The organism is Caulobacter sp. DWP3-1-3b2 (assembly GCF_049896325.1).
Lineage (GTDB): Bacteria > Pseudomonadota > Alphaproteobacteria > Caulobacterales > Caulobacteraceae > Caulobacter.
Window position 1 is genome coordinate 40,961 of record NZ_JAFCUB010000002.1, and the last position, 22,235, is coordinate 63,195.

Annotated in this window: 27 protein-coding genes and 1 pseudogene; 23 read left to right on the forward strand and 5 right to left on the reverse strand. The window is 66.6% G+C overall.

Translation table 11 applies throughout. From position 1 onward, the window contains the following. Positions 1-4 precede the first annotated feature (4 nt). The 23 genes and pseudogenes from ACP7AG_RS01590 (at position 5) to ACP7AG_RS01700 (ending at position 17,821) form a co-directional block, all read left to right on the forward strand. Positions 5-913 carry a hypothetical protein gene (locus tag ACP7AG_RS01590; RefSeq protein ID WP_426029552.1) on the forward strand — a complete coding sequence of 303 codons (909 nt, stop codon included), beginning with the start codon at positions 5-7 and terminating at the stop codon, positions 911-913. Next, positions 910-1,278 carry a permease gene (locus ACP7AG_RS01595; RefSeq protein ID WP_426029553.1) on the forward strand — a complete coding sequence of 123 codons (369 nt, stop codon included), beginning with the start codon at positions 910-912 and terminating at the stop codon, positions 1,276-1,278. Before ACP7AG_RS01590 ends, ACP7AG_RS01595 begins: the two co-directional genes overlap by 4 nt. Beyond that, positions 1,275-2,111 (forward strand): alpha/beta hydrolase, encoded by an 837-nt coding sequence (locus ACP7AG_RS01600; RefSeq protein WP_426011480.1) that lies wholly within the window; start codon positions 1,275-1,277, stop codon positions 2,109-2,111. The genes ACP7AG_RS01595 and ACP7AG_RS01600 overlap by 4 nt, the downstream gene beginning before the upstream one ends. Next, positions 2,104-3,216, forward strand: coding sequence for a GNAT family N-acetyltransferase (locus ACP7AG_RS01605; RefSeq protein ID WP_426029554.1), 1,113 nt, complete (start codon positions 2,104-2,106; stop codon positions 3,214-3,216). Before ACP7AG_RS01600 ends, ACP7AG_RS01605 begins: the two co-directional genes overlap by 8 nt. Continuing rightward, a complete protein-coding gene (locus tag ACP7AG_RS01610) occupies positions 3,213-3,638 on the forward strand; it encodes a hypothetical protein (protein ID WP_426029555.1) in 426 nt (141 codons plus the stop codon). The genes ACP7AG_RS01605 and ACP7AG_RS01610 overlap by 4 nt, the downstream gene beginning before the upstream one ends. Continuing rightward, positions 3,635-4,765 carry an ABC transporter permease gene (locus ACP7AG_RS01615; protein ID WP_426029556.1) on the forward strand — a complete coding sequence of 377 codons (1,131 nt, stop codon included), beginning with the start codon at positions 3,635-3,637 and terminating at the stop codon, positions 4,763-4,765. The genes ACP7AG_RS01610 and ACP7AG_RS01615 overlap by 4 nt, the downstream gene beginning before the upstream one ends. 8 nt (positions 4,766-4,773) lie before the next feature. Continuing rightward, positions 4,774-5,679 carry an HlyD family secretion protein gene (locus tag ACP7AG_RS01620; RefSeq protein WP_426029557.1) on the forward strand — a complete coding sequence of 302 codons (906 nt, stop codon included), beginning with the start codon at positions 4,774-4,776 and terminating at the stop codon, positions 5,677-5,679. Next, positions 5,676-6,995 carry a TolC family protein gene (locus ACP7AG_RS01625; protein WP_426029558.1) on the forward strand — a complete coding sequence of 440 codons (1,320 nt, stop codon included), beginning with the start codon at positions 5,676-5,678 and terminating at the stop codon, positions 6,993-6,995. The genes ACP7AG_RS01620 and ACP7AG_RS01625 overlap by 4 nt, the downstream gene beginning before the upstream one ends. Then, positions 6,992-7,666, forward strand: coding sequence for an ABC transporter ATP-binding protein (locus tag ACP7AG_RS01630; RefSeq protein ID WP_426029559.1), 675 nt, complete (start codon positions 6,992-6,994; stop codon positions 7,664-7,666). The genes ACP7AG_RS01625 and ACP7AG_RS01630 overlap by 4 nt, the downstream gene beginning before the upstream one ends. 74 nt (positions 7,667-7,740) lie before the next feature. Then, positions 7,741-8,022: a hypothetical protein gene (locus ACP7AG_RS01635; protein ID WP_426011474.1), complete on the forward strand. Its 282-nt coding sequence runs from the start codon at positions 7,741-7,743 to the stop codon at positions 8,020-8,022. A 62-nt stretch (positions 8,023-8,084) separates the two neighbouring features. Beyond that, positions 8,085-9,317: a hypothetical protein gene (locus ACP7AG_RS01640; RefSeq protein ID WP_426029560.1), complete on the forward strand. Its 1,233-nt coding sequence runs from the start codon at positions 8,085-8,087 to the stop codon at positions 9,315-9,317. Continuing rightward, positions 9,317-10,438 carry a glycosyltransferase family 4 protein gene (locus ACP7AG_RS01645; protein WP_426029561.1) on the forward strand — a complete coding sequence of 374 codons (1,122 nt, stop codon included), beginning with the start codon at positions 9,317-9,319 and terminating at the stop codon, positions 10,436-10,438. Before ACP7AG_RS01640 ends, ACP7AG_RS01645 begins: the two co-directional genes overlap by 1 nt. Continuing rightward, positions 10,435-11,703, forward strand: a complete 1,269-nt coding sequence (locus ACP7AG_RS01650; RefSeq protein WP_426029562.1) for a class I SAM-dependent methyltransferase — start codon at positions 10,435-10,437, stop codon at positions 11,701-11,703. The genes ACP7AG_RS01645 and ACP7AG_RS01650 overlap by 4 nt, the downstream gene beginning before the upstream one ends. Before the next feature lie 106 nt (positions 11,704-11,809). Further along, a pseudogene (locus ACP7AG_RS01655) lies at positions 11,810-11,899 on the forward strand (winged helix-turn-helix domain-containing protein); the annotation flags it as partial. A gap of 330 nt (positions 11,900-12,229) precedes the next feature. Next, positions 12,230-12,481: a hypothetical protein gene (locus ACP7AG_RS01660; protein ID WP_426011470.1), complete on the forward strand. Its 252-nt coding sequence runs from the start codon at positions 12,230-12,232 to the stop codon at positions 12,479-12,481. 308 nt (positions 12,482-12,789) lie between these two features. Then, positions 12,790-13,407: a hypothetical protein gene (locus tag ACP7AG_RS01665; protein ID WP_426029563.1), complete on the forward strand. Its 618-nt coding sequence runs from the start codon at positions 12,790-12,792 to the stop codon at positions 13,405-13,407. Between the two features lie 510 nt (positions 13,408-13,917). Then, positions 13,918-14,040, forward strand: a complete 123-nt coding sequence (locus ACP7AG_RS01670) for a hypothetical protein (RefSeq protein WP_426029686.1) — start codon at positions 13,918-13,920, stop codon at positions 14,038-14,040. A gap of 13 nt (positions 14,041-14,053) precedes the next feature. Beyond that, positions 14,054-15,205: a DSD1 family PLP-dependent enzyme gene (locus ACP7AG_RS01675; protein WP_426029564.1), complete on the forward strand. Its 1,152-nt coding sequence runs from the start codon at positions 14,054-14,056 to the stop codon at positions 15,203-15,205. Positions 15,206-15,534: 329 nt separating this feature from the next. Further along, positions 15,535-16,203 (forward strand): response regulator, encoded by a 669-nt coding sequence (locus tag ACP7AG_RS01680; RefSeq protein WP_426029565.1) that lies wholly within the window; start codon positions 15,535-15,537, stop codon positions 16,201-16,203. A 662-nt stretch (positions 16,204-16,865) separates the two neighbouring features. Next, on the forward strand, positions 16,866-17,114 hold the full coding sequence (locus ACP7AG_RS01685) for a hypothetical protein (protein WP_426029566.1): 249 nt from the start codon (positions 16,866-16,868) through the stop codon (positions 17,112-17,114). A gap of 122 nt (positions 17,115-17,236) precedes the next feature. Then, positions 17,237-17,443, forward strand: a complete 207-nt coding sequence (locus ACP7AG_RS01690) for a hypothetical protein (protein WP_426029567.1) — start codon at positions 17,237-17,239, stop codon at positions 17,441-17,443. Then, positions 17,440-17,622 carry a hypothetical protein gene (locus ACP7AG_RS01695; RefSeq protein WP_426029568.1) on the forward strand — a complete coding sequence of 61 codons (183 nt, stop codon included), beginning with the start codon at positions 17,440-17,442 and terminating at the stop codon, positions 17,620-17,622. The genes ACP7AG_RS01690 and ACP7AG_RS01695 overlap by 4 nt, the downstream gene beginning before the upstream one ends. Position 17,623: 1 nt before the next feature. After that, on the forward strand, positions 17,624-17,821 hold the full coding sequence (locus ACP7AG_RS01700) for a hypothetical protein (protein WP_426029569.1): 198 nt from the start codon (positions 17,624-17,626) through the stop codon (positions 17,819-17,821). Positions 17,822-17,839: 18 nt separating this feature from the next. On the opposite strand, the gene ACP7AG_RS01705 is transcribed toward ACP7AG_RS01700, so the two are convergent. The 5 genes from ACP7AG_RS01705 to ACP7AG_RS01725 are packed head-to-tail and all read right to left on the reverse strand — an operon-like array spanning position 17,840 to position 22,068. Continuing rightward, entirely contained in the window at positions 17,840-18,646 is an 807-nt protein-coding gene (locus tag ACP7AG_RS01705; protein WP_426011461.1) for an MBL fold metallo-hydrolase, read from the reverse strand. Then, positions 18,643-19,422 carry a TatD family hydrolase gene (locus tag ACP7AG_RS01710; protein ID WP_426029570.1) on the reverse strand — a complete coding sequence of 260 codons (780 nt, stop codon included), beginning with the start codon at positions 19,420-19,422 and terminating at the stop codon, positions 18,643-18,645. The genes ACP7AG_RS01705 and ACP7AG_RS01710 overlap by 4 nt, the downstream gene beginning before the upstream one ends. A gap of 4 nt (positions 19,423-19,426) precedes the next feature. Further along, complete coding sequence (locus ACP7AG_RS01715) at positions 19,427-20,431, reverse strand: DNA polymerase III subunit delta' (protein ID WP_426029571.1); 1,005 nt, start codon at positions 20,429-20,431, stop codon at positions 19,427-19,429. Positions 20,432-20,433: 2 nt separating this feature from the next. Then, positions 20,434-21,060, reverse strand: a complete 627-nt coding sequence (gene tmk, locus ACP7AG_RS01720) for a dTMP kinase (protein WP_426011458.1) — start codon at positions 21,058-21,060, stop codon at positions 20,434-20,436. Positions 21,061-21,102: 42 nt separating this feature from the next. Beyond that, positions 21,103-22,068, reverse strand: a complete 966-nt coding sequence (locus ACP7AG_RS01725) for a septal ring lytic transglycosylase RlpA family protein (protein ID WP_426029572.1) — start codon at positions 22,066-22,068, stop codon at positions 21,103-21,105. Positions 22,069-22,235: the final 167 nt, after the last annotated feature.

The window sequence follows — 22,235 nt, forward strand, 5'->3', positions numbered from 1 at the left end:
ACGCATGCGTCCCGTATTCCTGAACCTGGATGGCGCCTTGGGCGAGCAACCCGCCTTGCTTGGCCAGGCGGGCGGGCGGGCGATCGAAGCGCGTGATTTGGGGCCGGCTCTACGCCTGTGGAGCCGCCCCCGGGCCTTGGCGGCGCTCGCCGATCGCCTGCGCGAGCAACCGATCGGGCCAGGACCCGAGATGGTGTTCGCCGGCTCGGGGGACTTCCATCACGTCACGCCGCTGCTGATCGAGCGGGCCATTGAGAGGGCGCAGGCCGGACCCGTGACCGTCGTCCACTTCGACAACCACCCCGACTGGGTGCGGTTCGAGAACGGCCTTCACTGCGGGTCTTGGGTCGGACGCGCGGCGCGGCTGCCGGGCGTGACCAAGGTGATCACCGTGGGCGTCTGCAGTGGCGACATCGACCGTCCCGAAACCAAGCGCGCGGATCTTGATCTGGTTGCCGAAGGTCGGGTCGAGCTCTACCCCTGGCGCGCCCCGGATGGCGGCCCGGTCCTGCGGATCGGCGACCAGGGCTGGCCATCCATGGCGGCGATGGGCGAGGGCGGTTTCCTCGAACTGCTGGTGTCCAGGATCACGACCCAGACCGTCTACATCACCATCGACAAGGACGTGCTGCGCGCCGATGACGCCGTCACCAACTGGGATCAAGGCGAGTTGAGCTTGGATGGCTTGGAGCGTCTGATCCGCGCGGTGGCGGGCCGGGCGCGCGTGATCGGGGCCGACGTGGTCGGAGACTGGTCCGCGCCGCGCTATGGCCCGGACCTGCTGTCGAACCTGCTCAAACGCGGCGAGGCCTTCCTCGACCAGCCGCGCGGGCGCGTTCCGGGGGACCTGGCGCGGACCAACGAGGCGGCGAACCTGCGGCTGCTGTCGTTGTTTTCGGAGCTCGCGTCGTGAGCTCGACCCTGACCGCCGCCAGCGCGGGCCTGCTCGCCTTTTGTATCGTCACCGAGATCGGCCGCGAACTCAGCTTCAAGGCCGCGTCCGACGGCGCCGAGGGCAAGCCGGCCTACCTCGCCGCCCTGGCCCTGCAGCCGGTGCTGTGGCTGGGGATCGTCTTCTGGTTCGTCGAGATGATCGCCTGGCTGCTGGTGCTGCAGCACACGCCGCTGGGTCTGGCCTTCCCGATCATGACCCTGACCTATGCCGGCGTGCCCCTGGCCGGGACCCTGATCCTCAAGGAGCGCCTGGCCCCGATGCAGATCGCGGGCGCCGCCCTGGTCGCCGTCGGCGTCACCTTCGTGGGGCTGTCGGGGCTATGACCGTTCAACCGCTCAGACTGGCGGGCAAGTCCGGCCACGGCGTCCTGCTGGTCCACGGCCTAACCGGCGCGCCGGCCGAGATGAAACCCCTGGCCAAGCGCCTGGCGCGTCGTGGTTTCGAGGTCGCCGCGCCCTTGCTGGTCGGACACGGCGTCGACGAGGCCACCCTGCTCAAGACCACATGGCGCGACTGGCTGGATGGCCTGTGCCGCTCTTATGACGCTTTCGCCGCAGAGGTCGATACGGTGCACGTGGCCGGTATCTGCGTCGGCGGAGCCCTGGGCCTGATGTTGGCCGCCGAGCGCCCCGCCATCCGCGCCGCAGCGGTCTATTCGATGACCTTCGAATATGACGGCTGGAACATGCCGCGCTTCGCCGTCGCCGCGCCAGTGATCCAACTGGCCGCCAACCTCCCTGGCGTGCGCCGGTTGGCCTGGGCTGAGACCCATCCGTTCGGTCTGAAGGACGAACGCTTGCGCAGCCTGGCCCAACGCGCGCCGGACAGCCTGATCGAGGGCGCGATCGACCGCCTGCCGCTCGGGGCGCTGTTCCAGATGTATCGCCTGGGCCGGCATCTGGAGCGGATGGGCAAGGCGATCACGACCCCGACCCTGATCCTGCACGCGCGCGACGACGACATGAGCCATCCGCGCAACGCCTACCGGCTGCAGAGCGCCTTGGGCGGGCCCACGCGGCTGCATCTGCTGGAAGACAGCTACCACATGATCCACGTCGACCAGGAGCGCGACGTGGTCGCGGCCATGACCGCCAGCTTCTTCGGCGCCGTCGAGCCCCAGGGCGACCCGGTGTTGGGACGGCGATCGCATGTTTGAGACCCGTGTCCTCACTAGCCTGGACGACCTGCCGCGCGCCAGCTGGGACGCCCTGTTCGGCGGCGCGCTGGAAGGCTTCGACTATCTGCGGGCGGTCGAGAGCGCGGCGCTGGAGGGGTTTGGCTGGCGCTATGTCCTGGTTCAGCGCGACGGACGTCTGGTCGGCGCAGCGCCGGCCTTCATCACCGACTATCGGCTCGAGACCACCTTCGAAGGGGGCGGTCGCAAGGTGGCCGAACAGATCCGTCGGCTCGCGCCGGGCGTAATGACGCCAAGGCTGGCCTGCCTGGGATCACCTTGCGCGGAGACCGCGACCGTCGGTTTCGCGGCGGGACTATCCGAAGCCGATCGTCTCGCCGTCCTCAAGGCCCTGATCTCGGCCTTCGAGCAGGACGCGGCGAGGGCCGGGTGTTCGTTGATGGGCGTCAAGGACGCCGATCCCGCGCAGGCCGACCTGTGGTCAAGCGCCATGGCGTCGACCGGCTACAGCGCCGTGCCCGGGCAGGCGATCGCCGATCTCGCCATCGATTTCGCCGATCTCGAAACCTATCTGGCGCGGCTGTCCAGCGGCGCTCGTCGCGACATGCGCCGCAAGCTGAGGTCGCGCGGCAAGGTGCGGATCGAACTGCGCGTGGAGCTAGGCGCGGACCTGCCTCGGGCCATGGCGCTCTATCGCCAGACCCTTGCCCGGGCCGACGCGCAGCTGGAGACCCTGACGCCGGGCTTCTTCAAGGCCGTGGCCGAGCGCATGCCCGGCCGGGCGGTGTTCGCCCTCTACTATGTCGAGGATGACCTGTTAGCCTTCAACCTGCTGCTCGAAGACGGCGAGGTCCTGCTCGACAAGTTCTTCTGCATGGAGGCCGCACGCGGCCGCGCCCACAACCTCTATTTTCTCAGCTGGTTCTTCAATCTGGAGCGCTGCCTCGAGCTTGGCTTGAAGCGCTATCAAAGCGGCCAGGCCAATCTGGGCGACAAGCTGCGACTGGGCAGTCGGCTGACCCCCGTGGCCATGTATTTCAAGCATCGCAATGGGCTGGTCAACGGCGCGCTACGCCTGCTGGCGCCGCTGCTCATGGGCGACGCGCTCGAAGGCTTGGCCGCATGACCATCGCGATCCACAAGCCGCGCCGCCGTTTCGCGCCGGCCATCCTGTTCGCCATCCTGCCGATCATCAGTCTGGCCTACCAGATCACCGCCAAGACCTCGGCCAACCAACTGGCGCACGCGCGGTTCGATCTGGCGTGGTTGGCCGCCGCCGCGCGCATGCCCAGCGTTCGGCTGTTGGTGGCGCTGGAGATCGCCGCCTTCGCGGCCTGGATGACGGTGTTGGCGGAGATGCCGCTCAGCGCGGCGTTCCCGTTGTCGGCTGTCAGCTATGTGCTGATCATCGCCGCCAGCGCGGTGGTCTTTCATGAGCCTATCAGCGGGCTGCAGGTGGTCGGCAGCCTGGCGATCCTGCTCGGCGTCCTGCTGATCGGCCGCGGCGCCAAGACGGTCGAGTTGGCCGCGTCGGAAGCCGACGCATGACCTCCATCGCGCTCAAGACCCTGTTGTTCGAGTGGCGTCGTTTCGCGCCGGCGGCCGTGGCGGTGGGCTTTTCCGGCCTTCTGGTGCTGCTGCAGGCCGGATTGATCCTGGGCGTGTTCTCTCTGGCCAGCGTCTACGTGACCAAGTCCTCGGCTGACCTGTGGGTTGGATTTCCGGGCGTGCAGAGCATCGATCTGGGCCGGCCGATCGGCGGGGCCACCGAGCTCTTCCTCCGCGCCGACCCGCGCATCGCCCAGGTCGAGCCCTTCTATTGGGGCTCGGGCGAATGGCGCACCGGCCGGCACGGCATGGTCAATGTCTACATTGTCGGCCTGGACCCTATGCCTGGCGCGATGGTGCTGTCCGACGTCCTGTCGACCGACCTGCGCGCCGCCCTGGCCGAGCCGGACGCGGTGCTGGTGGATCGCGCCGACCTGGGCAAGCTGGAGACGAGCGTCGGGGGTCTCGCCGAGATCAACGGCCGGCGGGTGCGGATCGTCGGGGTCACCGAGGGGCTGCGCGCCTTGGGCGGTGTCAATGTCATCGCCTCGGCCGCCACGGCCCATCGGCTGGATCCCGCCCTTGGTGACGGGGAGGGCGCGGCCTATTTCACCGCCCGGCTCAACGATCCTACCCAGGCCGCCGCGGCTGTCGCCGATCTGCGCGAGGTGGGACGCCAGCGGGGCTTCGAGTCGATGACCCGCCAGGCCTTCGCCGATCGCAGCGTCCGCTACTGGCTGAGCGAGTCAGGAGCCGGCGTAGCCTTCGTGTTCGGCAGCGCCGTGGCCATTCTGGTGGCGGTGATCGTCACCAGCCAGACCTTGGCGGCCGCCGTGGCCGCCTCTCTCAAGGACTACGCGGCCTTGCGGGCCCTGGGGTTCACCATCGGCGCCCTGCGCGTCATCGTCCTGGCCCAGACCGCCTGGATCGCGGCGGCCGGCGTGCTTCTGGCCGGCGTCCTGGCCGCGATCCTGGCGGCGGTGGCGACTGCGTCATCTACGCCCCTGGTGATGACCGCGCCGATGGTCGCGGGCGCGATCGGTCTGGTGGCGCTGGTCGCCTTCGGTTCCGGTCTCTGGGCGCTGCGCCGTGTCGCGCGGGCCGATCCCGCCGCGTTGCTTCTATGAGGTTTTTCATGGTCCTTCGCCACGCGCCGTCCGGCCGCGTCCTTTTACCGATCCTGCTGGCGACAGGCGCGTTGCTAACCGCTTGCCAGCGGGGACCTGACGCCGCTCACGCCCAAAACCGTCCAGCGGCTGCGGCCGTGGCCCGCGGCGTGGTCGCCATCGAAGGGGGCTTGATCCCCATCGCCGCGCCGCGTGACGGCCTGATCGCCAAGGTCAATGTCGAGGAGGGCGCACACGTCGATCGCGGGGCGGTGCTGGCCCAGCTCGACACCGACCGCAGCGTCCTGCTGGCGGCCCAAGCCGCGGCGGAGACCGCGCAGGGAGAAGCCGCTTGGCGCGGCGCCCAGGCCAGGTCGTCCGCCGCCCAGGCCGAAGCCGCGCGCCTTGCGCGCCTGGCCTCGGCGGACGCCGTTTCAGAGCACGAGGCCGAGCAGGCCAGGCAGGCGGCGACGTTGACCTTGGCCCAGAGCGAGGAGGCGGCCCGCGCCGTGGACGTGGCGCGAACCCGCCAGCGCCTGGCCGAGCTGGAACGGACCGTCCGCACCGTCCGCGCGCCCATGTCGGGCCTGGTTCTGCGCCGAACAGCAGCGGTGGGCGCGGCTGCGGTCGCCGCCTCCGGTACGCCGCTGTTCGTTCTGGCCCCAGACGGCCCCCGGATCATCCGCGCCGAGCTCGACGAAGCCTTCGTCGGACGGATCAGCCCCGGGGCCAGCGCTTGGGTCACCGATGCGAGCGGCGGCGGGCGTGTCTTCAAGGCGCGGGTCGTGAGGATTTCGCCAGCGTTCGAGGCTGCGGCCCTGGACGACCAGCCGGGCGGACGCGCCGACGGTCGGGTGCTGCGCCTGATCCTGTCCATCGAAGAGCCAAACACCTTGCGACTGGGCCAGCGCGTGCTGGCGAGGATAGGACAATGATCGGGCATCTGGCCGCCGCCTTGGTCGCAACACCCGCGATGGCGTTCGCGGCGGCAAGGGGTGGGATGGATGCGCCTGTGGCCTCGGCACAATTGGAGCGGCCCTGGTCTCCAGATCTCGCCGATCCCGTTCTGGCGGATCTGCTGATCCGCACCGAACTGGGCTCGTTGGATATTCGCATGGCCCTGGCGCGGCTGGAGAAGGCCCGCGCCGATGTCGACCTGGCCCAGGCCGGGCGTCGGCCGCACCTGACGATCGGCGCCGAGGCCGCGATCGGCGGCGCCGATTTCTCGTCGAGCACCTCCGGGGTCGGCGCCCCGGTGCTCGGCAGCTACGAGGTCGACCTCTTCCACCGGCTCAAGCGGGGCCTGGATGCGGCCAGATCCGATGAGACCGCCGCCCTGCAGGACGCCGCGGCCGCGCGCCGGCTGGTGCTGGCGGAAGTGGCCAGGTTTTATGTGACCCTGCGTGCCGACCAGGAGTACCGGATCGCCGCCGAGCTCAAGGCGACCCTGGTCCAACGGACTGCGGATCTGATCCGCCACCGGACGTTGGAGGGTTCAGCCACGGACGGAGACCTGACGACCGCCCGCTCGGCTCAGGCCCAGGCGCGCGCCGAGGTTGAAGTCGCCGGTCACATCGTCGAGGCCGATTGTCTGCGACTGGGGCTGTTGCTCGGGCAAGAGGCGCCCATCGACGAGCCGGCCTATGCGGGCGACGAAATCCCGGTCACCCCGTCAGTTCACACGATCTCGTCCGAGGCCGTGCTGGCGCGTCCTGACATCCAGGCCGCGTTCGCCCGACTGCAATCCGCCGACGCGCGTCGGGCCGAAGCCGTCGCCGCGTCGCGACCCCGCTTCATGCTGACTGCCGGGATCGGGTCGGGCGATCCCGACCTACTCTATCTGCTGGACGTCCGAGCCTTGGCTTGGGCGGTCGCCGGTGGGCTGTCTCACGAGTTGCTGGACGGCGGCGCGGCCAAGGCTCGCAAGCGCGGCACCGAGGCTGAAGCGGCGTTGGCCGAACTGGCCTATCGCAAGGCGGTCGGCGAGGCCTGGGGCCAATCGCGATTGGATCTGGCCACGCTGCAGGACGCCAGCGCAGCCGAGCATCTAGCGAGGAAGGCCTGGACCCAGGCGGTCGCGGGGTTCGGAGCGGGCCAGACGCGGCATCAGGACGGCGACATGGACGGGGTCGCCCTGGCCACGCTGGAGGCGCGCGCCGTGGACGCGGATGTGGCGCTGACCAACGCCCAGGCCGCCCGGGCCCGGGCCTATGTCGATCTGCTGTTGACCTTGGGCGGCCAAGCGACATGACGGTGTCGCTGCGCGCCGGAGCGGTGCGGAAACACTACGGCGAAGGTGTCCAGCGTGTTGATGCCTTGCACCCCGTCAGTCTGAGCCTGAGGTCCGGCGAGATGGTGATGATCACCGGCCCATCGGGATCGGGGAAGTCGACCCTGCTGGCGATTCTTTCCGGACTGCTGAGCCCCGATGCGGGATCGGTCGAGGCCCTGGGCAGCGCCTTGACGCCGATGAGCGGCGACCAGCGCGACCGCTTTCGGTTGGCCCATTCCGGTTTCATCTTTCAGGGCTTCCATCTGCTGCCCGCCCTGACCGCCAGCGAACAGGTCGAGATTGTGCTGCGGCGACTGGGCGTACCGGCGCGGGAGGCGAGGTCACGGGCCGCCCAGGCCCTGGCGGCGGTCGGTCTGGAGCGGCGGATGTCCAATCGACCCGGCGAGATGTCGGGTGGCGAAAAGCAGCGTGTCGCCATCGCCCGCGCCTTGGCCAAGCGGCCCGCCTTGATCTTCGCCGACGAGCCGACTTCGGCCCTGGACTCCGAGAACGGACGGCAGATCGCCGCTCTCCTCCGCGCCGAGGCGCACGCCAGCGGCGCCACGGTGGTGTGCGTGACCCACGACTCTCGGCTCGCTGACCTGGCCGATCAGGTCCTGTGCATGGAAGACGGCAGGATGCTGGCGTGAGCGACGCGTAAATCGGTGAGGGGCGGTAGGGCGTGCGGCGTCATTGGGCCAGACCTCCACGGGAGCATCGCGCCATGACCGACGCCCTTTTCGCCCACGCCTTCCTGACAGACGACGACATCGCCAACCTGATCTCCAGCAAGACTGGCCGCTACGGTCTGCAGCGCCCGACCCGGATCTGCGACCTGGGCCTGCCGCTGGAGGCCTATATGGCGGTGCTGGTCGAGATCGAGGACCATTTCCATGTCGAGATCGACGACCTCGTCGGCGCCGACTGCGCAACGCTCGGCGCGCTGATGGACCGTCTCAAGGCCCGCGTCTCGCCTCCCTCAAGCTTGCCACGCCGAGCGGCCTGACCAGCCCGTGCTGCGGTTGAAAAATCGGTGAGGGGTTTTCCTGGGCCTGGCGTCGTTGGATTATGCGCATTGGATTCCTCTTCAACCACGATCAGGTCCATCAGATCGCCCACAGCCTGCCGATCGCCTTGGCCTTGGCGCGCGGCGGCACTGACCTGGACATCGTGGTGGCCACCACCAATCGCCGCCTAACCGCCGAAGTGATCCGGTTGGGCGGGGGCCTGATCGGCCACGGCGTGGACCTGGTCGAGCTGGGCCTGACCCGGCGTACGTCCAGGCTGCTGGCCGCCACGACCGAGGCGGTGCTGCCAGCGACCAAACTGCTGGTCTACAGCGACAACCTCGACTTCTTTCGGTCGCTCGACGTGCTGGTGGTCGCCGAGAAGACCTCGCTGATCCTCAAGACCCGCTATGGCCTTCGCGACCTGAAGATCGTCCACACCCGCCATGGGGCCGGCGATCGCGCCATCGGTTTCGACAAGGCCAGCGCCGGGTTCGACCATGTGCTGGTCTCCGGCCGCAAGATCCGCGACCGGTTGGTCCATGAGACCGGCGTCGATCCGACCAGGATCTCGATCGTCGGCTACCCCAAGTTCGACCTGCTGCCCGCGAAGGCGTCGACCCATCCGCTGCTCGACGACGGCCGGCCCGTTGCGCTGTACAACCCTCACGTCTCACCACACCTGTCGTCCTGGTACGAGGCCGGTCGCCAGGTGCTGGACTGGTTCGTCGAGCACGATGACCACAACCTGGTCTTCGCCCCCCACGTCATGCTGTTCGAGCGACCGTTCGTGGCGACGATCGACAAGCTGCGGCTCGACCGCGCCGGCCGGATCGAGGAGCGCTACCTGCGCGCACCCAACATCCATATCGACCTGGGCAGCCGGGCCTCGACGACCATGGCCTACACACAGCGCGCCGATCTCTATCTCGGCGACGCCAGCAGCCAGGTCTACGAGTTCCTGCTCAAGCCCCGGCCGTGCGTCTTCCTCGATAGCCACCGTTTCGCCTGGACCGGCGACCCCAACTTCGGTCATTGGCGCGCGGGTCCGGTGATCGAGGATGTCGCCGATCTGGGCGCAGCCATGACCAAGTCCCGTCAGGAGCATGAGACCGTCTGGCGGCCGGTCCAGGAGGCCCTCTTCGACGAGAGTTTCGACCTAACCGACGAACCCTCGTCCGAGCGCGCGGCGCGCGCCGTTGCGCGGTTCGCGGGGCAGGCCTGGCTCGATCTGCCGATCGGATCGGCGGTTGTTGAACACGAGCCGGCGCGCATCGGAACAGGGGCGTTTTGATGCGCATCTTCTACGTGATCAACTCCCTTGAGGGCGGCGGAGCGGCCCTCCCGGTTCCGGCCGTGGCCAAGGTTTTGGCCGACCAGGGCGCGGACGTTGAGATTCTCGCCCTGACGCAACGTGACGGCCGAGCTCTGCCGCCGATGACCCGCCAGGGGCTCAAGGTCCATGTCAGGCAGGGCGGCGAGCGCGATCAGGTCGACGCCCTGGCTTGGCTCGACCGCATCGTCGCCGAGGAACAGCCAGACCTGATCTGGACCTCGCTGACCCGCGCCACCTTGCTGGGTCAGATCGTCGGGCTGCGCCGCCGCGTGCCCGTCGTCAGCTGGCAGCATAACGCCTTCCTGAAGCCCGCTAATCGGCTGCTGCTGCGCGCGACCCAGGGACTTTCGGGATTGTGGATCGGAGACTCTCAGAGCGTCACGACCCTGACCGCCTCGCGATTGAATGTGAAGGCCGATCGCCTCGCGACCTGGCCGCTGTTCGCCGCCGATGCGAGCGCGCCACAGGCGACGCCCTGGCGGCCAGGCGAGACGCTTCAGTTGGGCGCGCTCGGCCGTTTGCACCCCGCCAAGGGCTACGACGTGCTGATCAAGGCCCTGGCGCACCTGCGCGCGACCGGCTTTCGCTCGCCGACACCGTTCAAGGTTCGCATCGCCGGGGAGGGCGCGCAGCGAGAACGGCTGCAGGCCATGATTGACCAGGCGGGCCTGGACAATGTGTTCCTAACCGGCTTTTGCGACACGCCGCGCGAGTTCCTGAGCGGACTGCATCTTTATCTGCAACCCTCGCGGCGCGAGGGCCTGTGCATCGCGGTGCACGAGGCGATGCAAACCGGCCTGCCGGCCTTGGTCACCGCCGTGGGCGAGATGCCCTACAGCGTCGTGGACGGGCTGACGGGACGGGTCGTCGCGCCCTGCGATAGCGAGGACTTGGCCAAGGGTTTGAAGCGCTTGCTGCTTGCGCCGGACAAGCTGGCGACGATGGGCGAGGTCGCGCGCTCACGAGTGCTGGACCGGTTTGGCCAGGCGCGCTTTGCGGCAACAGGCGCGGAGATCTTCGCCCGCCTTCCGGTCAGGCGGGATCGGGCTGTCACAGCGCTCACGAGCCTGGCCTCGTGAGCCTGGCGGCCTGGGCGCTGGGCAAGGCGCTGACGCCGCTGGTCCCGCGCGGCGCCCTGACGCTGATCGCACCTTCCGGCGAGCGCCTGGTGTTCGGCGATGGCGCAGGCGAGCCGATCATCGCCCGCCTGATCGACAACCTTGCTGTCTGGATCCTGCTGCTAGACCCCGACATGCGGACCGGCGAGCTGTTCACCGACGGTCGGCTGGTGATGGAGCACGGCTCGATCTACGACTTCCTCAGCCTGATCCTCGACAATGACGGCCCGCCAAACCCATCGCCGATCGTCCGGGCGTTAGACCGCCTTCGCATCGCGACCCAGCTCTGGCGCCAGCGCAATGATCCGCGTCGATCGCGCCGCAATGTCGCTCATCACTACGACCTGGGCGACGCGTTCTACGCCCTGTTCCTGGATCCGGACTGGCAATATTCCTGCGCCTATTTCGAGCATCCGGGCCAGAGCCTGGCCGACGCCCAGCGGGCCAAGAAGCGCCATATCGCCGCCAAGCTGCTGCTGAAACCGGACCATCGGGTGCTGGACATCGGGTGCGGCTGGGGCGGCCTGGCGCTCTATCTGTCCGGCGTCGCGCGTGTGGCGGAGGTGTTGGGCGTCACCCTGTCCGAGGAACAGATCGCGCGTGCCGAAGCTCGGGCCCGGGCGTCAGGGCTGGCGGACCGGGCCCGCTTCGCCCTGACCGACTACCGCGCGGTCGAGGGCCGGTTCGACCGCATCGTCTCGGTCGGGATGTTCGAGCATGTCGGCCTGGGAAACTACGAGACCTTCTTCCGAACCTGCCGCGAGCGCCTGACCGATGACGGCGTGATGCTGTTGCACACCATCGGTTGCTCGGACGAGCCCAGCGTCACCAATCCATGGATCACCCGCTACATTTTCCCGGGCGGCCATCTGCCGTCGCTGTCGGATATCCTCAAGGCGGTCGAGCGGTCGGGCCTGGTGGTCACCGACATCGAGGTGCTGCGGCTGCACTACGCCGAGACTTTGCGGGCCTGGCGGGAGGCCTTCATGGTCCGCCGCGACGAGGCGGTGGCGATGTTCGACGAGCGCTTCTGTCGGATGTGGGAGTACTATCTGGCGATGTCGGAGACAGCCTTTCGCTACGAACAGGTCGTGGTGTTCCAGGTGCAGCTCGCCCGCCGGCAAGACGCCGTTCCGATGACTCGTGACTATTTGAACGACGCGAAAGCCACGCTGAGAGCGCGCAAAGCCGCAGTCTTCTCGGGCGAGCGGCTAGGCGATTGGTGACGCCTCCTAGGCGATTTGCCCTTCCTCTCCGCGGGAATAGAGGCAGGTTGATCGCATGAAGCTGTTGCTGGCCGAGGACGACAAGAAAGCCGCCGCCTATCTGAAGCGGGAATTTCAGCTGCTGGAATATCTGATGCGCCACGCCAGCCGGCTGGTGACCCGCACCATGCTGCTGGAGAGCGTCTGGGATTTTCATTCCGTTAGTGAGAGCGTGTCAAAAGACTCCAAACCCTGAGAATGCGAAAACCTTTGGGCGCGCGGGGGTGGCTGACTCCAAACTCCGCAACTGACTCCAATTGGTCCGGGTTCTGACTCCAAAATCTGAGACTGAGATTCTCATGGATTATGGAGTCACGTCAGTACGTTGGGACATTCTCAAGCGGGAACGTCGTGAAAGCCGGCGGTTTGCCTTGGAAACCTCAAATTCGGTGGCTAGGAGTCATGGCATTATTTCTGATAATATTACTTAGGCGCGTAGACAAACAATGATTCTCACGCTTTCGCCACCTTCGACGGCGCCCCGCCTTTGCGCGACGCCGAGACCCCCGCCGCCCAAGTCGCGGGCCCGGTCGAGGTCGCCGTCGCGGGGCATCACGGCATGTACGACGCCTCGGGGGCGGATGTCGTGCGAGCGCTGCGGCCCCGAGCCTGGATCGTCCAGGGCTGGCACGCGGCTCATCCCAGCACCGACGCCCTGAAGCGGATGCTCAGCCAGCGTCGAGCCAAGGTCTTTCACGTCGCGGTCGCGTGTATCAGCGCTGCTCTGAGAAGCACCTGAACCTTTACGTCACTGAGTTTGGGTTCCGCCACAACACCGGCGCCCTGCTGGGCTTCAACGATGGGGAACGGACGGACGCTGCGACCAAAGGTACGATCGGCAAGCGCCTGACGTACCGACAAGCTGACGAAGCCTACGTTTAGGTTTCAGGCTTTGCGGCAGGCGCGGAAGCGTCGGCGGAAGGCTTCCGCTTCTTGGGACTCACCTTAGGCTGTGGCGGGGTGTCGAGCATACGCTTGACCACCTGTCACGGCGGCGCGCGGTTTCGTCTTCTAGGTGCTGATCGTCTTTCATGTCAGGAGGCTAGCATGAGTGCGGACGCGGGCGAAAAGATGAGCGCCCAGGAGGCCATAGAGCGCGCCTTCGCTAGGCACACTAGCGTCGTAGGCGAGGTCGCTTACTACTGGAATCTGCTGCATGAGCGCTTGGGCGTCCTGTTCAGCATAGCCGCCGCCATCAACAATCAAGTGGGAATGGCCGTCTGGTACTCCGTGCAAAGCGACCGAGGGCAGCGCGGAATGCTGCTAGCTGCACTGCGCGCCAACAAAGAGGACGTTTGGGAGATACGACCTAAGGCCAAGGCCGAAATCAAATGGCTGACCGACTATGTATCGGGAACGCTTGCGGAACGGCGCAACGACGCCCTGCATGCCCCATGCGAATTGGGGGTGGGTATTTTTGAGGATAGGGACGGCAATCTTTCGCAGGCGATTGAGGTAGGCCCGGCCTATTTCTTAGGAAACCCACGAGCCTCGAAGCTAAGCCAAAAGAACCTGCACAAGGAGTTCACTTGGTATGCCGAGACCGCGCGAGCGCTGGCGCTCTACGCCGACGCCATGGTCACCGCTCTAACGGTGATAGAGGCAACATGGCCAGAAAGACCACGACTGCCGTCGCTCCGCCAGTCTCACTCCCGAAAGGCATGATGTCGCCGAGAGCCCGCCATACGACGTCAGCCCCCGCCTCGATCATCTCGGGAGTAATTTTAATCTCTTCTAGCGCCCGACTGTCGGTGTCGACCATAGGACTATATTCTAGGTATGCAAAGTGGATCGTTAGGAATATTGTCCTATCTTCACTGGTCGGCAAGGCGGACAATCCCGGGCGCGCTAGGGTGTTAGGAATATATTCCCGACTATGCCCAGGAGGTATGCCTACCCTCCCCTTACGCCCTCGAGCGCCCTTGGGTTTCTTCGCAGATCGTGGTGGATGCCGTCCATCGATCACATCCGCAAGCGCAGATTGCCGATCAGCTTTCCGTTCGAGTTTCGCCTCGCGGCTGGTGACGACATCTGGATAAGCCCGTTCAACGCTGGACCTGCGCCTCGATCTCGTTCCATCAATACGCCAAGCCGCCCTGGCGGCCAGCCTTCGCCGAGATGGAGGCGGTGCTGCGCGACGGCGCGGGCTGACCACACTGGGCCAAGCGACACACGCTGACCGCCGCCGAGGTCCACAGGCTTTATCCGCGCGCCGCCGATTTCCTGGCCGCGCGCAAGACCTGGGACCCGACCGGCAAGTTCGCCAATACACACCTGACCGAATTTTTCGGCCTCTGATCGGAACCGCGCCATGACCGACCACGACCTGCACGCCCACCTGATCGGCGCCCAAGGCTCGCGTCGTGATCTCAACACGCCGGTGCTGGTGATCGACAAGCCTGCCTTGGAACGCAATATCGCCCGCATGGCCGAGTTTGCCGCTGGCAAGGGTCTGAAGCTGCGTCCCCACGCCAAGACCCACAAGAGCGTCGACATCGCCAAGCTGCAACTTGCGGCCGGCGCCGTGGGCCTGTGCTGCGCCAAGATCGGCGAGGCCGAGGCCCTTGCCGAAGGCGGGGTGACGAACGGCCTGCTGATCACCTCGCCCGTGGTTTCAACCCTGGCCATCGCGCGCCTGATCGCCCTCAACGCCGTGACGACCGACCTGATGGTCGTTACCGATCACCCTGCCAATATCGCGGCGCTCGGCCTGGCCGCCGCCGCGGCCGGGAAGCCGCTGAAGGTCATGATCGATCTGGATCCGGGCATCCACCGCACCGGCGTCGCCTCGCCCGAGGCCGCGGTCGCGCTGTTGGAGGCCATCGGCGGCCAGCCCGGACTGATCTATGCCGGGCTGCAATGCTATTGCGGCATGCAGCAGCACATCGAAAGTTTCGCCGACCGCAAGGCCAACCTGGAGGACCGCGGCGCCTATATCCGCTCGGTGATCGAAGCCTTGACCGCCGCTGGAGGCCCGCCGCCCATCGTATCTGGCTCGGGTACGGGTTCACACCGCATCGACGCCGAGCTTGGAATCTTCACCGAGTTCCAGGTCGGCTCCTACGTGTTCATGGACGGCCAGTACCTGATCTGCGACATCGCCGGCGACGGCGCGGACGCCAGTCCCTACGAGGCGTCGCTGCTGATCGACGCCCGAGTGGTCAGCGCCAACACCCCCGGCATGGCCACTGTCGATGCGGGCTTCAAGGCCATGTCGACCGACGCCGAACCGCCAAAAGTGCTGGGCGGCGCGCCGGAAGGCTCGCGCTATTTTTTCATGGGCGACGAGCACGGGGCGATCCTGCCACCCTCAGGCCAAGCGGCGCCCGCCTTGGGCGACCGGGTGATCCTGGGCGCGCCGCACTGCGATCCCACCGTAAACCTCTACGACACCTATCATGTGGTGGATGGCGACACCCTTGTGGCCTTGTGGCACGTCTCGGCCCGGGGGCGCTCGCGATAGGCGGTCGCCGCTGCAAGGGGGAAATCACGATGCCGACCGGTCGTTCGGCCAGCGGCGCGGGCGGTGGCGCGAGTGCTGCGTGCGGCGCCAGGACACTCGACAAGATCTTGAAACGAGCCGATCAGCAGCAGCAAGCCGCCGGTGAACAGAAGGGTCTCCCGCGAGACCCGCCAGATCGAACGCCTTTTGCACCTACCAATATGTGCCCCCAAGCGATTCCTAATCTCAATGCTGCAGCTTGTTGCAACCTTGCGCGGCGAATTCACCATCTATTTCAAACGAAAGTAGAGAATTAACGCGCGTCATCACTATTCCACCGAGAGTTTTCGATGCTATCGACAAGTTCGCCCACAATCTTGCTGGCCGACGATCATTCCATCGTCAGGGCGGGTTTGCGCGAGGCGCTCGAGTCCCAGCCAGGGTGGACGATCTGCGGTGAGGCCTCAAATGGCCGAGACGCGGTGCGGATGGCCAAGGAACTAACGCCCGACGTCATGATCCTGGACATCAGCATGCCGGATCTGAGCGGCGTCATCGTTGCGCGAGACGTCCGGAAGCTGAAGACCCACACCGAATTGCTCATCTTCACGATGCATGACAGCGAGCAACTGGTTCGCGAAGTGCTGAGCGCCGGCGCGCGAGGGTTCGTACTGAAGTCGGCGTCGACGGAAAACATCATCGCCGCCGTGGCGTCCCTATTGAACCACAAGCCCTACTTCTGTCCCGGCATAACCGCCGCTGTTCTGCGCAGCTATCCATCCCCTAGAGGACACGGCCTTGGCGGGGTCATTGAGGGCTCGGAGGCGCTGACGACGCGCGAGCTGCTGATCGTTCAGCTGCTAGCGGAATCCCGCAGCAACAAGGTGATCGCCTCGATGCTGGACATCAGCGTCAAGACGGTCGAGAGCCACCGCGGAAACATCATGCGCAAATTGGGCGCGCATTCGCTCGCCGACATCGTGCGCTACGCCATTCGCAACAGGCTGATCGAGGTCTAGAGCATTTTTCGAGCGAAGTGGTTCCGGTTCGCGTGAAGAAAAATGCGTCAAAACAGAAGATTAGAGCTCACGGCCTGACGCAGTCAGGTCGGGAAATGCTCTAGCGACTGGCTGCGCCGCTGCCCCCCCCCGATGCATCGAAGGCCAACCTCGCTTCATCGAGATGCCTGGATGCAACGGCGCACAGCGAGCCGGGCCCGGCCATGGGGTCCGAGCACCTTATCTTCAGCGTGACCGATGATTAGCGGTAGAGAGAGCCGACCGGGCATGCGTCGGGACACGCCGATCGGCTCTCGACCCGCCACCGTGGCTCGGCTCTTGGGGGATGAGCAAACCACGGCCGTCAAGGGCTATCGGGGGTGACGCCTCGACCGCGAGCCATTCCAGATTGCCGTTGACCAAGACTGGCCGCCATGGGGTTAAACCCTAGGTCCGGCGCGATAAAATCCCTGCGATCGTCGACCGGGCTCAGGCCAGAGGAATGGCCTGGGTTTTCACGGCCGCAACCTGCTTATGGCGCGCCGTTGGCCGGCTTCGCTTCGCGCTGGAGGCGCTGGTTGGCACGGCGCAGTTCGGCCGCTGCGTGGACCTTGATCTGTGGCGCTATCAAACCGAGGACGGCCGTGGCCCGCGCGCGGCGTTCAGTTTCCTGGGCGCCCTAAGTGGGCCGCGAGGCCAGCTTTCCCTATCCCGAGTTGAAGCCCGAAGAGGCCGCGCCCGAAGCCCTGCTGCTATTCACGGCCGTTGCTGCGGCCTATGGCGACCGAACGTTGGACGACACGGTCAAGGCGCTGGCGGCGCGCTACCCGGCGAGCCCGACGAATTTCCTGGCCGGCTGCGGGCGGCTTCAGGAGGCGCGGCGCCTACCCGGTGAAACCGTCGGAAGCTATTGGGGTAGGATCGCGTTATAGAAGGTGACGTCAGTGTTCGCCCCGCGTTTCGCGGGATCGCTGGCCTGAAAGGACGTCATGTCCGACCTTCCACGGCCGCGAGCGACAGAGCATGTGGTCCGCGGATGACGCCCTGGAGCGCGTTGCTGGAGTCCATCGGAAGGCAGAAGGTGTCCGCGCGGGAAATCCGGGCGGAGGCGTTCTTCCTGGGCAATCGCCACAAGGGCCAGATCGTCGAGGGCGCTCGGCTGGAGCTGAAAGCTGCGGACCTGACACCGCGGCGGGCGATGCTGCTTCGCGCGGTGATTCGACACACCCCCATGATCGACACAAGCGGCGCTGACCTATGACCGACGATGACGCGCAGATCATCCGCCGAGAAAACGACGACCTCAAACGCCGCAACGCCCAATTCCAAGATGACGTCACCAGCCTTGGCGGCCAGATCCTGCGAATGCATCAGGAGCTTGAACGCGTCAGCGGCCGTCGCGTCGTCGCCGCTCATGGTCAACTGTCAGGCGGGGAGTAGAATGACGCTGTCTTCAGGCCAATTCACCGCCTTGGCGAACCTTTCTCGCAAAAAGGCGGGGGAGCATGTCGACTGGATCAATATCGCCGACGCGCGCGCCTTGACCGAGTTGGGCCTGGCCGAGCGGACCGGGGCCGGATGGGTGATCACGCCGGCCGGTATTCAAGCGCTCGCGGCGGGTGACAAGGGCTCGGACTGATTCAGGACCCGACGGCTCTCAGACCTCGAACCGCAACCCGTCATAGGCCGGCTCAACGCCAGGCGGAAGTTTCGCCGCCAGGGCGTTGAAATCCAGATCGATGTGAAGATTGGTCAGGATGGCGCGACGCGGCTTGGCGCGTGCGATCCAGTCCAGCGCCTTGGCCACGTGGGCGTGAGTAGGATGCGGAGTCCAGCGTAGGGCGTCGACGATCCAGACGTCCAGATCCGCCAGCGCCCACCAGCTTTCGTCGGGGATGTCGAGCACGTCGGGCGTATAGGCCACGCCGCCAAACCGGTAGCCAACGGCCCGTATCTCGCCATGATCGACATCGAAGGTCGTCACCGGGATCGCCCCGCTCGGACCTTCAATGGACCAGGCCTCACCGAAAGACGGCACGGGTCTCGCCTCGCAGATGGCGGGATAACCTCCGCGACTTTCGAAGATGTAGTCGAAGCGTTTGTGCAGGCTGATCGAGGTGGCCTCGTCCATATGCGTCGGCACTCGCCGTCGCTGGTTGAGGAAGAAGGGCCGCAGGTCGTCAATGCCATGGGCCTGGTCGGCGTGGTCATGGGTGAACAGGCAAGCGTCCACCCGCTTGACCCCCGCCCTCACCGCCTGCAACCGGAAATCCGGCGCGGTATCGACCACCACGGTTGTGTCCTCGGTAGCGCCCTGCCCGCCTGGCCGGCGGACCAGCATCGAACAACGCGTCCGCAGGTTCTTAGGCTCGGCCGGATCGCAATCACCCCAGTTGCCGTCCGCGCGTGGCACGCCGCCGGACGAGCCGGAGCCCAGGATCGTGAACTCCAGCCTTGCGGTCATGGGCGAGGAATCCGGTCAAACAATGCGAAGAAGGCGTCCTCGGTGCGTTGCTCGGCTTCCGCCCGGCTCCAGCCACGGATTTCGGCCAGCTTGTCGAGGACATGAGGCAGGTAAGCGGGCTCATTGCGCCGACCACGCATCGGCACGGGCGCCAGGTAGGGACAGTCGGTCTCAAGAATGATCTTGCCTTCCGGCATGTCGGCGACGATGTCCCGCACGTCTTGGGCCTGCTTGAAGGTGGCGATACCCGAAACCGAGAACCACGCTCCCAAGGCCGCCATCCGTTTCGCGAGGTCCGCCCCGCTGGTATAGCAATGCATCAGGATCTTGAACGGTCCGCGAGCGTGTTCCTCCTCAAGGATGTCGCCCATGAGTTCGTCGGCTTCGCGGGTGTGAACCACCAGCGGCAGGCCGGTCTGGCGCGCCGCCTCCACATGGGCGCGAAACACGAGGGCCTGCACGTCGCGCGGGCTGAAATCATAGTGGAAGTCGAGGCCGGTCTCGCCGATGCCGATCACCTTGGGTCGCCCCGCCAGTTCGACCAGGCGCTCGGTCGTCAGGTCGATATGATCCTTGGCCTCGTGCGGATGAGCCCCGACCGTGCACCAGATGTCGTCCTGGGCCATGGCGATGGCGTGAACGGCTTCGAAGGACGGGATCTTGTCGCAGATCGTCACCATCAGTTGGATGCCGGCGAGGCGAGCGCGATCGATCACCGCGTCGCGGTCTTCGTCGTATTGTTTGGCGTGCAGGTTTACATGACTGTCGATCAGCATGGCGCTAGTTCGCCGCTCGGGCGGCGGCGCGCAAGTCCATGATCGCGGTCCAAAAGACGTCGGCGCGGTCGAGGTTGATGGCCTCGGCCTCCCCCGGAGCGCGCATGACCTTCTCCCAAGCGGCCACCCAGCGGTCCAGGCCCGCAGGCACGCCCTCGCCGGCCATGCCGGTGGCCATGGCGTGGATCTGGTCGCCCAGCCGATCGAACAGCAACTCGAAGCGGCCCGCGCCCTCGGCGCCCTTGAAAGTGTCGGCCAGGGCCAGCAACGCGCCCTCGTCCAGGTCCGGCAGCTTGCGCAGGATCTCACCGGCCGCGTCGTCGGCGGCCAGGGCTCCCGCAGCGGCCAGCTGCAGGGCTCGTCCCGGCGCGCCCTTGGCCATGCGGGCCAGGCGATCGGCGTCATGTGACGAGACCCCCGCCCGTTCCTCGACCATGGCGGCCGCTTTTGCCATGTCGGGGGCGGGCACCACCAGGCGGCGGCAACGCGAGCGGATGGTGGGCAGCAGCCGACCCGGCGAATGACTGACCAGCAGGATCACGGCCTTGGCCGGCGGTTCCTCGAGCGTTTTCAGAACAGCGTTAGCGGCGTTGACGTTCAGGTCGTCGGCCGCGTCGATGATCGCCACCCGGTAGGGCGAAACAGCCGGCGAATTGGCGAAGAAGGCCGGCAATTGGCGCGCCTCGTCCACGGGGATCGACTTGCGGGCCTTGCCGTCGTCGGTCTCGCGCTCCAGCACCATCAGGTCGGGGTGAGAGCGGGCGGCGACCTGGCGGCTGACCACGTCGGTGGGCGAGGCGCCCAGCGGCCCGAAGGCGGGATCGGGCCTGGCGCCCAACAGACGGCGGGCCATGCGATAGGCCAGGGTCGCCTTGCCGACGCCCTCCGGCCCCGTCAGCAGCCAGGCATGGTGGAGCCGGCCGCGATCCAGGGCGTCGAGGAAGGCCAGTTCGGCGCTCTCCACGCCGTCGATGCGAAAGACGTCGCGAGGATGCGGCGGCGCGTCCACGTTCAGAGACCCAATCGCGTGGAAACGGCGTTCCAGACATCGGTCCACACCGCGTCGATATCGCCGGCCGCCTCGATGACCACGCAGCGCTCCGGTTCGCGCCGGGCGATCTCGAGGAAGGCCGCGCCCAGGCGTTCATGGAATTCAATGCCCTTGGACTCGAACCTCGCCTCGCCGCCTCGCGCCATGGCGCGCTCCAGCCCCGCCTGGGCGGGCAGGTCGAAGATCAGGGTCAGGTCGGGAAGCGTGCCGCCCAGGACATGGTCCTCCAGCGCCTTGATCAGCGAGAGCGGCGCGTCGCCCCCCGCGCCTTGATAGGCCTGGGTGCTGTCGGCGAAGCGATCGCACAGCACGATCGCTCCGCGTTGCAAAGCGGGGCGTATCACCCGTTCCAGATGATCACGACGCGAAGCGTACATCAGCAGGGTCTCGGTGATCGGCGACCAGCGATCGACCTCGCCGTTCAGGATCAGGTCGCGAATCTGCTCGGCCCCGGGGCTGCCGCCCGGCTCACGGGTCAGCACCACGTCGGCGCCGTCCGCCTTCAGTCGCTCGGCCAGACGACGGATCTGGGTGGACTTTCCAGCCCCCTCGCCGCCTTCGAAACTGATGAAAACACCGTTGGTCACCGGCTTCAATTCGGCCGGATCGCGCCTCTTGTCCAGACCCCTTTAAGGTCGAAGAACCGTCGCGTCTGAAAAGCCCAAGGCGGCGACCCGATCGCGCATGCCGAAGGCCTCGCCCTCGTCGGATCCGGCCGTGACAACCACGCGGTACAGGACGCCTTGGCTGCGCTCTACGGGCTCGATCGAGGCCCGCCCCGCTCCGCTCAGCTGCGCGGCGGCGCGCTCGGCGTTGTCGAGATTGGCGAAGGAGCCGGCCTGGATGCGATAGCTCGTCGCGATCGGCGCGGATGGCGCGGGCGGCGCGGATGGCGCAGGGGGCGCGTCGACCATGGGAAGAGACGCGGCATAGTCCCGATCGGGGGTCTTCGGCGGGGGCGTCGCGCCGTAGGCTGGCTGAGCTGGTGGCAGACCGCCAGCATAGACCCGGGCCTTGGTGGGCGGCGCGTAACGCGATTCAGACTGTGGCGGCGCGGCGGCGATGATTCGACGCTCATCGAAAGGCGTCTTGCCCGCTGGCCCTATGTACCGAACCCGGACGTGAGCGACGCCGGCTCGGCCATAGCCCAACTGTTCGGCGGCGGCTTTGGACAGGTCGATGATCCTGCCGTCGACGAACGGCCCGCGGTCATTAACCCGCAGCTTCATCTTGCGGCCATTGTCCAGATTGGTGACCTCGACGACGCTCGGTAGCGGCAGCGTCTTGTGCGCCGCCGACGGCATGTCCATGTCGAAAATCTCGCCATTGGCGGTGCGGCGATTATGAAACTGCTCACCGTACCAGGAACCGATCCCCTGCTCGTCATAGCGCGGATCGGCCTTGGGATAGTACCAGACGCCCTTGATCTGATACGGCTTTTCGGTGCCACGCAAACCGGTGGTCGAACCGGGCGCCGGTGGACCGGAATAGGGTCTCGCCGACGGAGCCTGGTGGATCGCCAGACGCGGTTGCGGTGTGGCGCAGGCCACCAGCCCGGCCGAGCCCAGGGCGGCCATGGCCAGTCCGCGCAGCACGCGCCTTCCGCCTCGACTTTCGCGCCGCAGGTCCAACAAACCGCTCCAACCATACAATCTCAGGTGACAAGATCGTGCAGGAGGTTTGAGGTCTGGTTAATCCAGGGTGCGACCAAACAGACTGGAAATCGACTAGAGCCGGCGCGCGACCGCTGATATAGGCCCAT

Excerpts from the sequence above, each read along its gene's own strand:
- ACP7AG_RS01590 (WP_426029552.1), top strand. The coding sequence starts at position 5 with ATGCGTCCCGTATTCCTGAACCTGGATGGCGCCTTGGGCGAGCAACCC.
- ACP7AG_RS01600 (WP_426011480.1), top strand. The coding sequence starts at position 1,275 with ATGACCGTTCAACCGCTCAGACTGGCGGGCAAGTCCGGCCACGGCGTC.
- ACP7AG_RS01605 (WP_426029554.1), top strand. The coding sequence starts at position 2,104 with ATGTTTGAGACCCGTGTCCTCACTAGCCTGGACGACCTGCCGCGCGCC.
- ACP7AG_RS01610 (WP_426029555.1), top strand. The coding sequence starts at position 3,213 with ATGACCATCGCGATCCACAAGCCGCGCCGCCGTTTCGCGCCGGCCATC.
- ACP7AG_RS01615 (WP_426029556.1), top strand. The coding sequence starts at position 3,635 with ATGACCTCCATCGCGCTCAAGACCCTGTTGTTCGAGTGGCGTCGTTTC.
- ACP7AG_RS01620 (WP_426029557.1), top strand. The coding sequence starts at position 4,774 with ATGGTCCTTCGCCACGCGCCGTCCGGCCGCGTCCTTTTACCGATCCTG.
- ACP7AG_RS01625 (WP_426029558.1), top strand. The coding sequence starts at position 5,676 with ATGATCGGGCATCTGGCCGCCGCCTTGGTCGCAACACCCGCGATGGCG.
- ACP7AG_RS01630 (WP_426029559.1), top strand. The coding sequence starts at position 6,992 with ATGACGGTGTCGCTGCGCGCCGGAGCGGTGCGGAAACACTACGGCGAA.
- ACP7AG_RS01635 (WP_426011474.1), top strand. The coding sequence starts at position 7,741 with ATGACCGACGCCCTTTTCGCCCACGCCTTCCTGACAGACGACGACATC.
- ACP7AG_RS01640 (WP_426029560.1), top strand. The coding sequence starts at position 8,085 with ATGCGCATTGGATTCCTCTTCAACCACGATCAGGTCCATCAGATCGCC.
- ACP7AG_RS01645 (WP_426029561.1), top strand. The coding sequence starts at position 9,317 with ATGCGCATCTTCTACGTGATCAACTCCCTTGAGGGCGGCGGAGCGGCC.
- ACP7AG_RS01665 (WP_426029563.1), top strand. The coding sequence starts at position 12,790 with ATGAGTGCGGACGCGGGCGAAAAGATGAGCGCCCAGGAGGCCATAGAG.
- ACP7AG_RS01675 (WP_426029564.1), top strand. The coding sequence starts at position 14,054 with ATGACCGACCACGACCTGCACGCCCACCTGATCGGCGCCCAAGGCTCG.
- ACP7AG_RS01680 (WP_426029565.1), top strand. The coding sequence starts at position 15,535 with ATGCTATCGACAAGTTCGCCCACAATCTTGCTGGCCGACGATCATTCC.
- ACP7AG_RS01695 (WP_426029568.1), top strand. The coding sequence starts at position 17,440 with ATGACCGACGATGACGCGCAGATCATCCGCCGAGAAAACGACGACCTC.
- ACP7AG_RS01700 (WP_426029569.1), top strand. The coding sequence starts at position 17,624 with ATGACGCTGTCTTCAGGCCAATTCACCGCCTTGGCGAACCTTTCTCGC.
- ACP7AG_RS01705 (WP_426011461.1), bottom strand. The coding sequence starts at position 18,646 with ATGACCGCAAGGCTGGAGTTCACGATCCTGGGCTCCGGCTCGTCCGGC.
- ACP7AG_RS01710 (WP_426029570.1), bottom strand. The coding sequence starts at position 19,422 with ATGCTGATCGACAGTCATGTAAACCTGCACGCCAAACAATACGACGAA.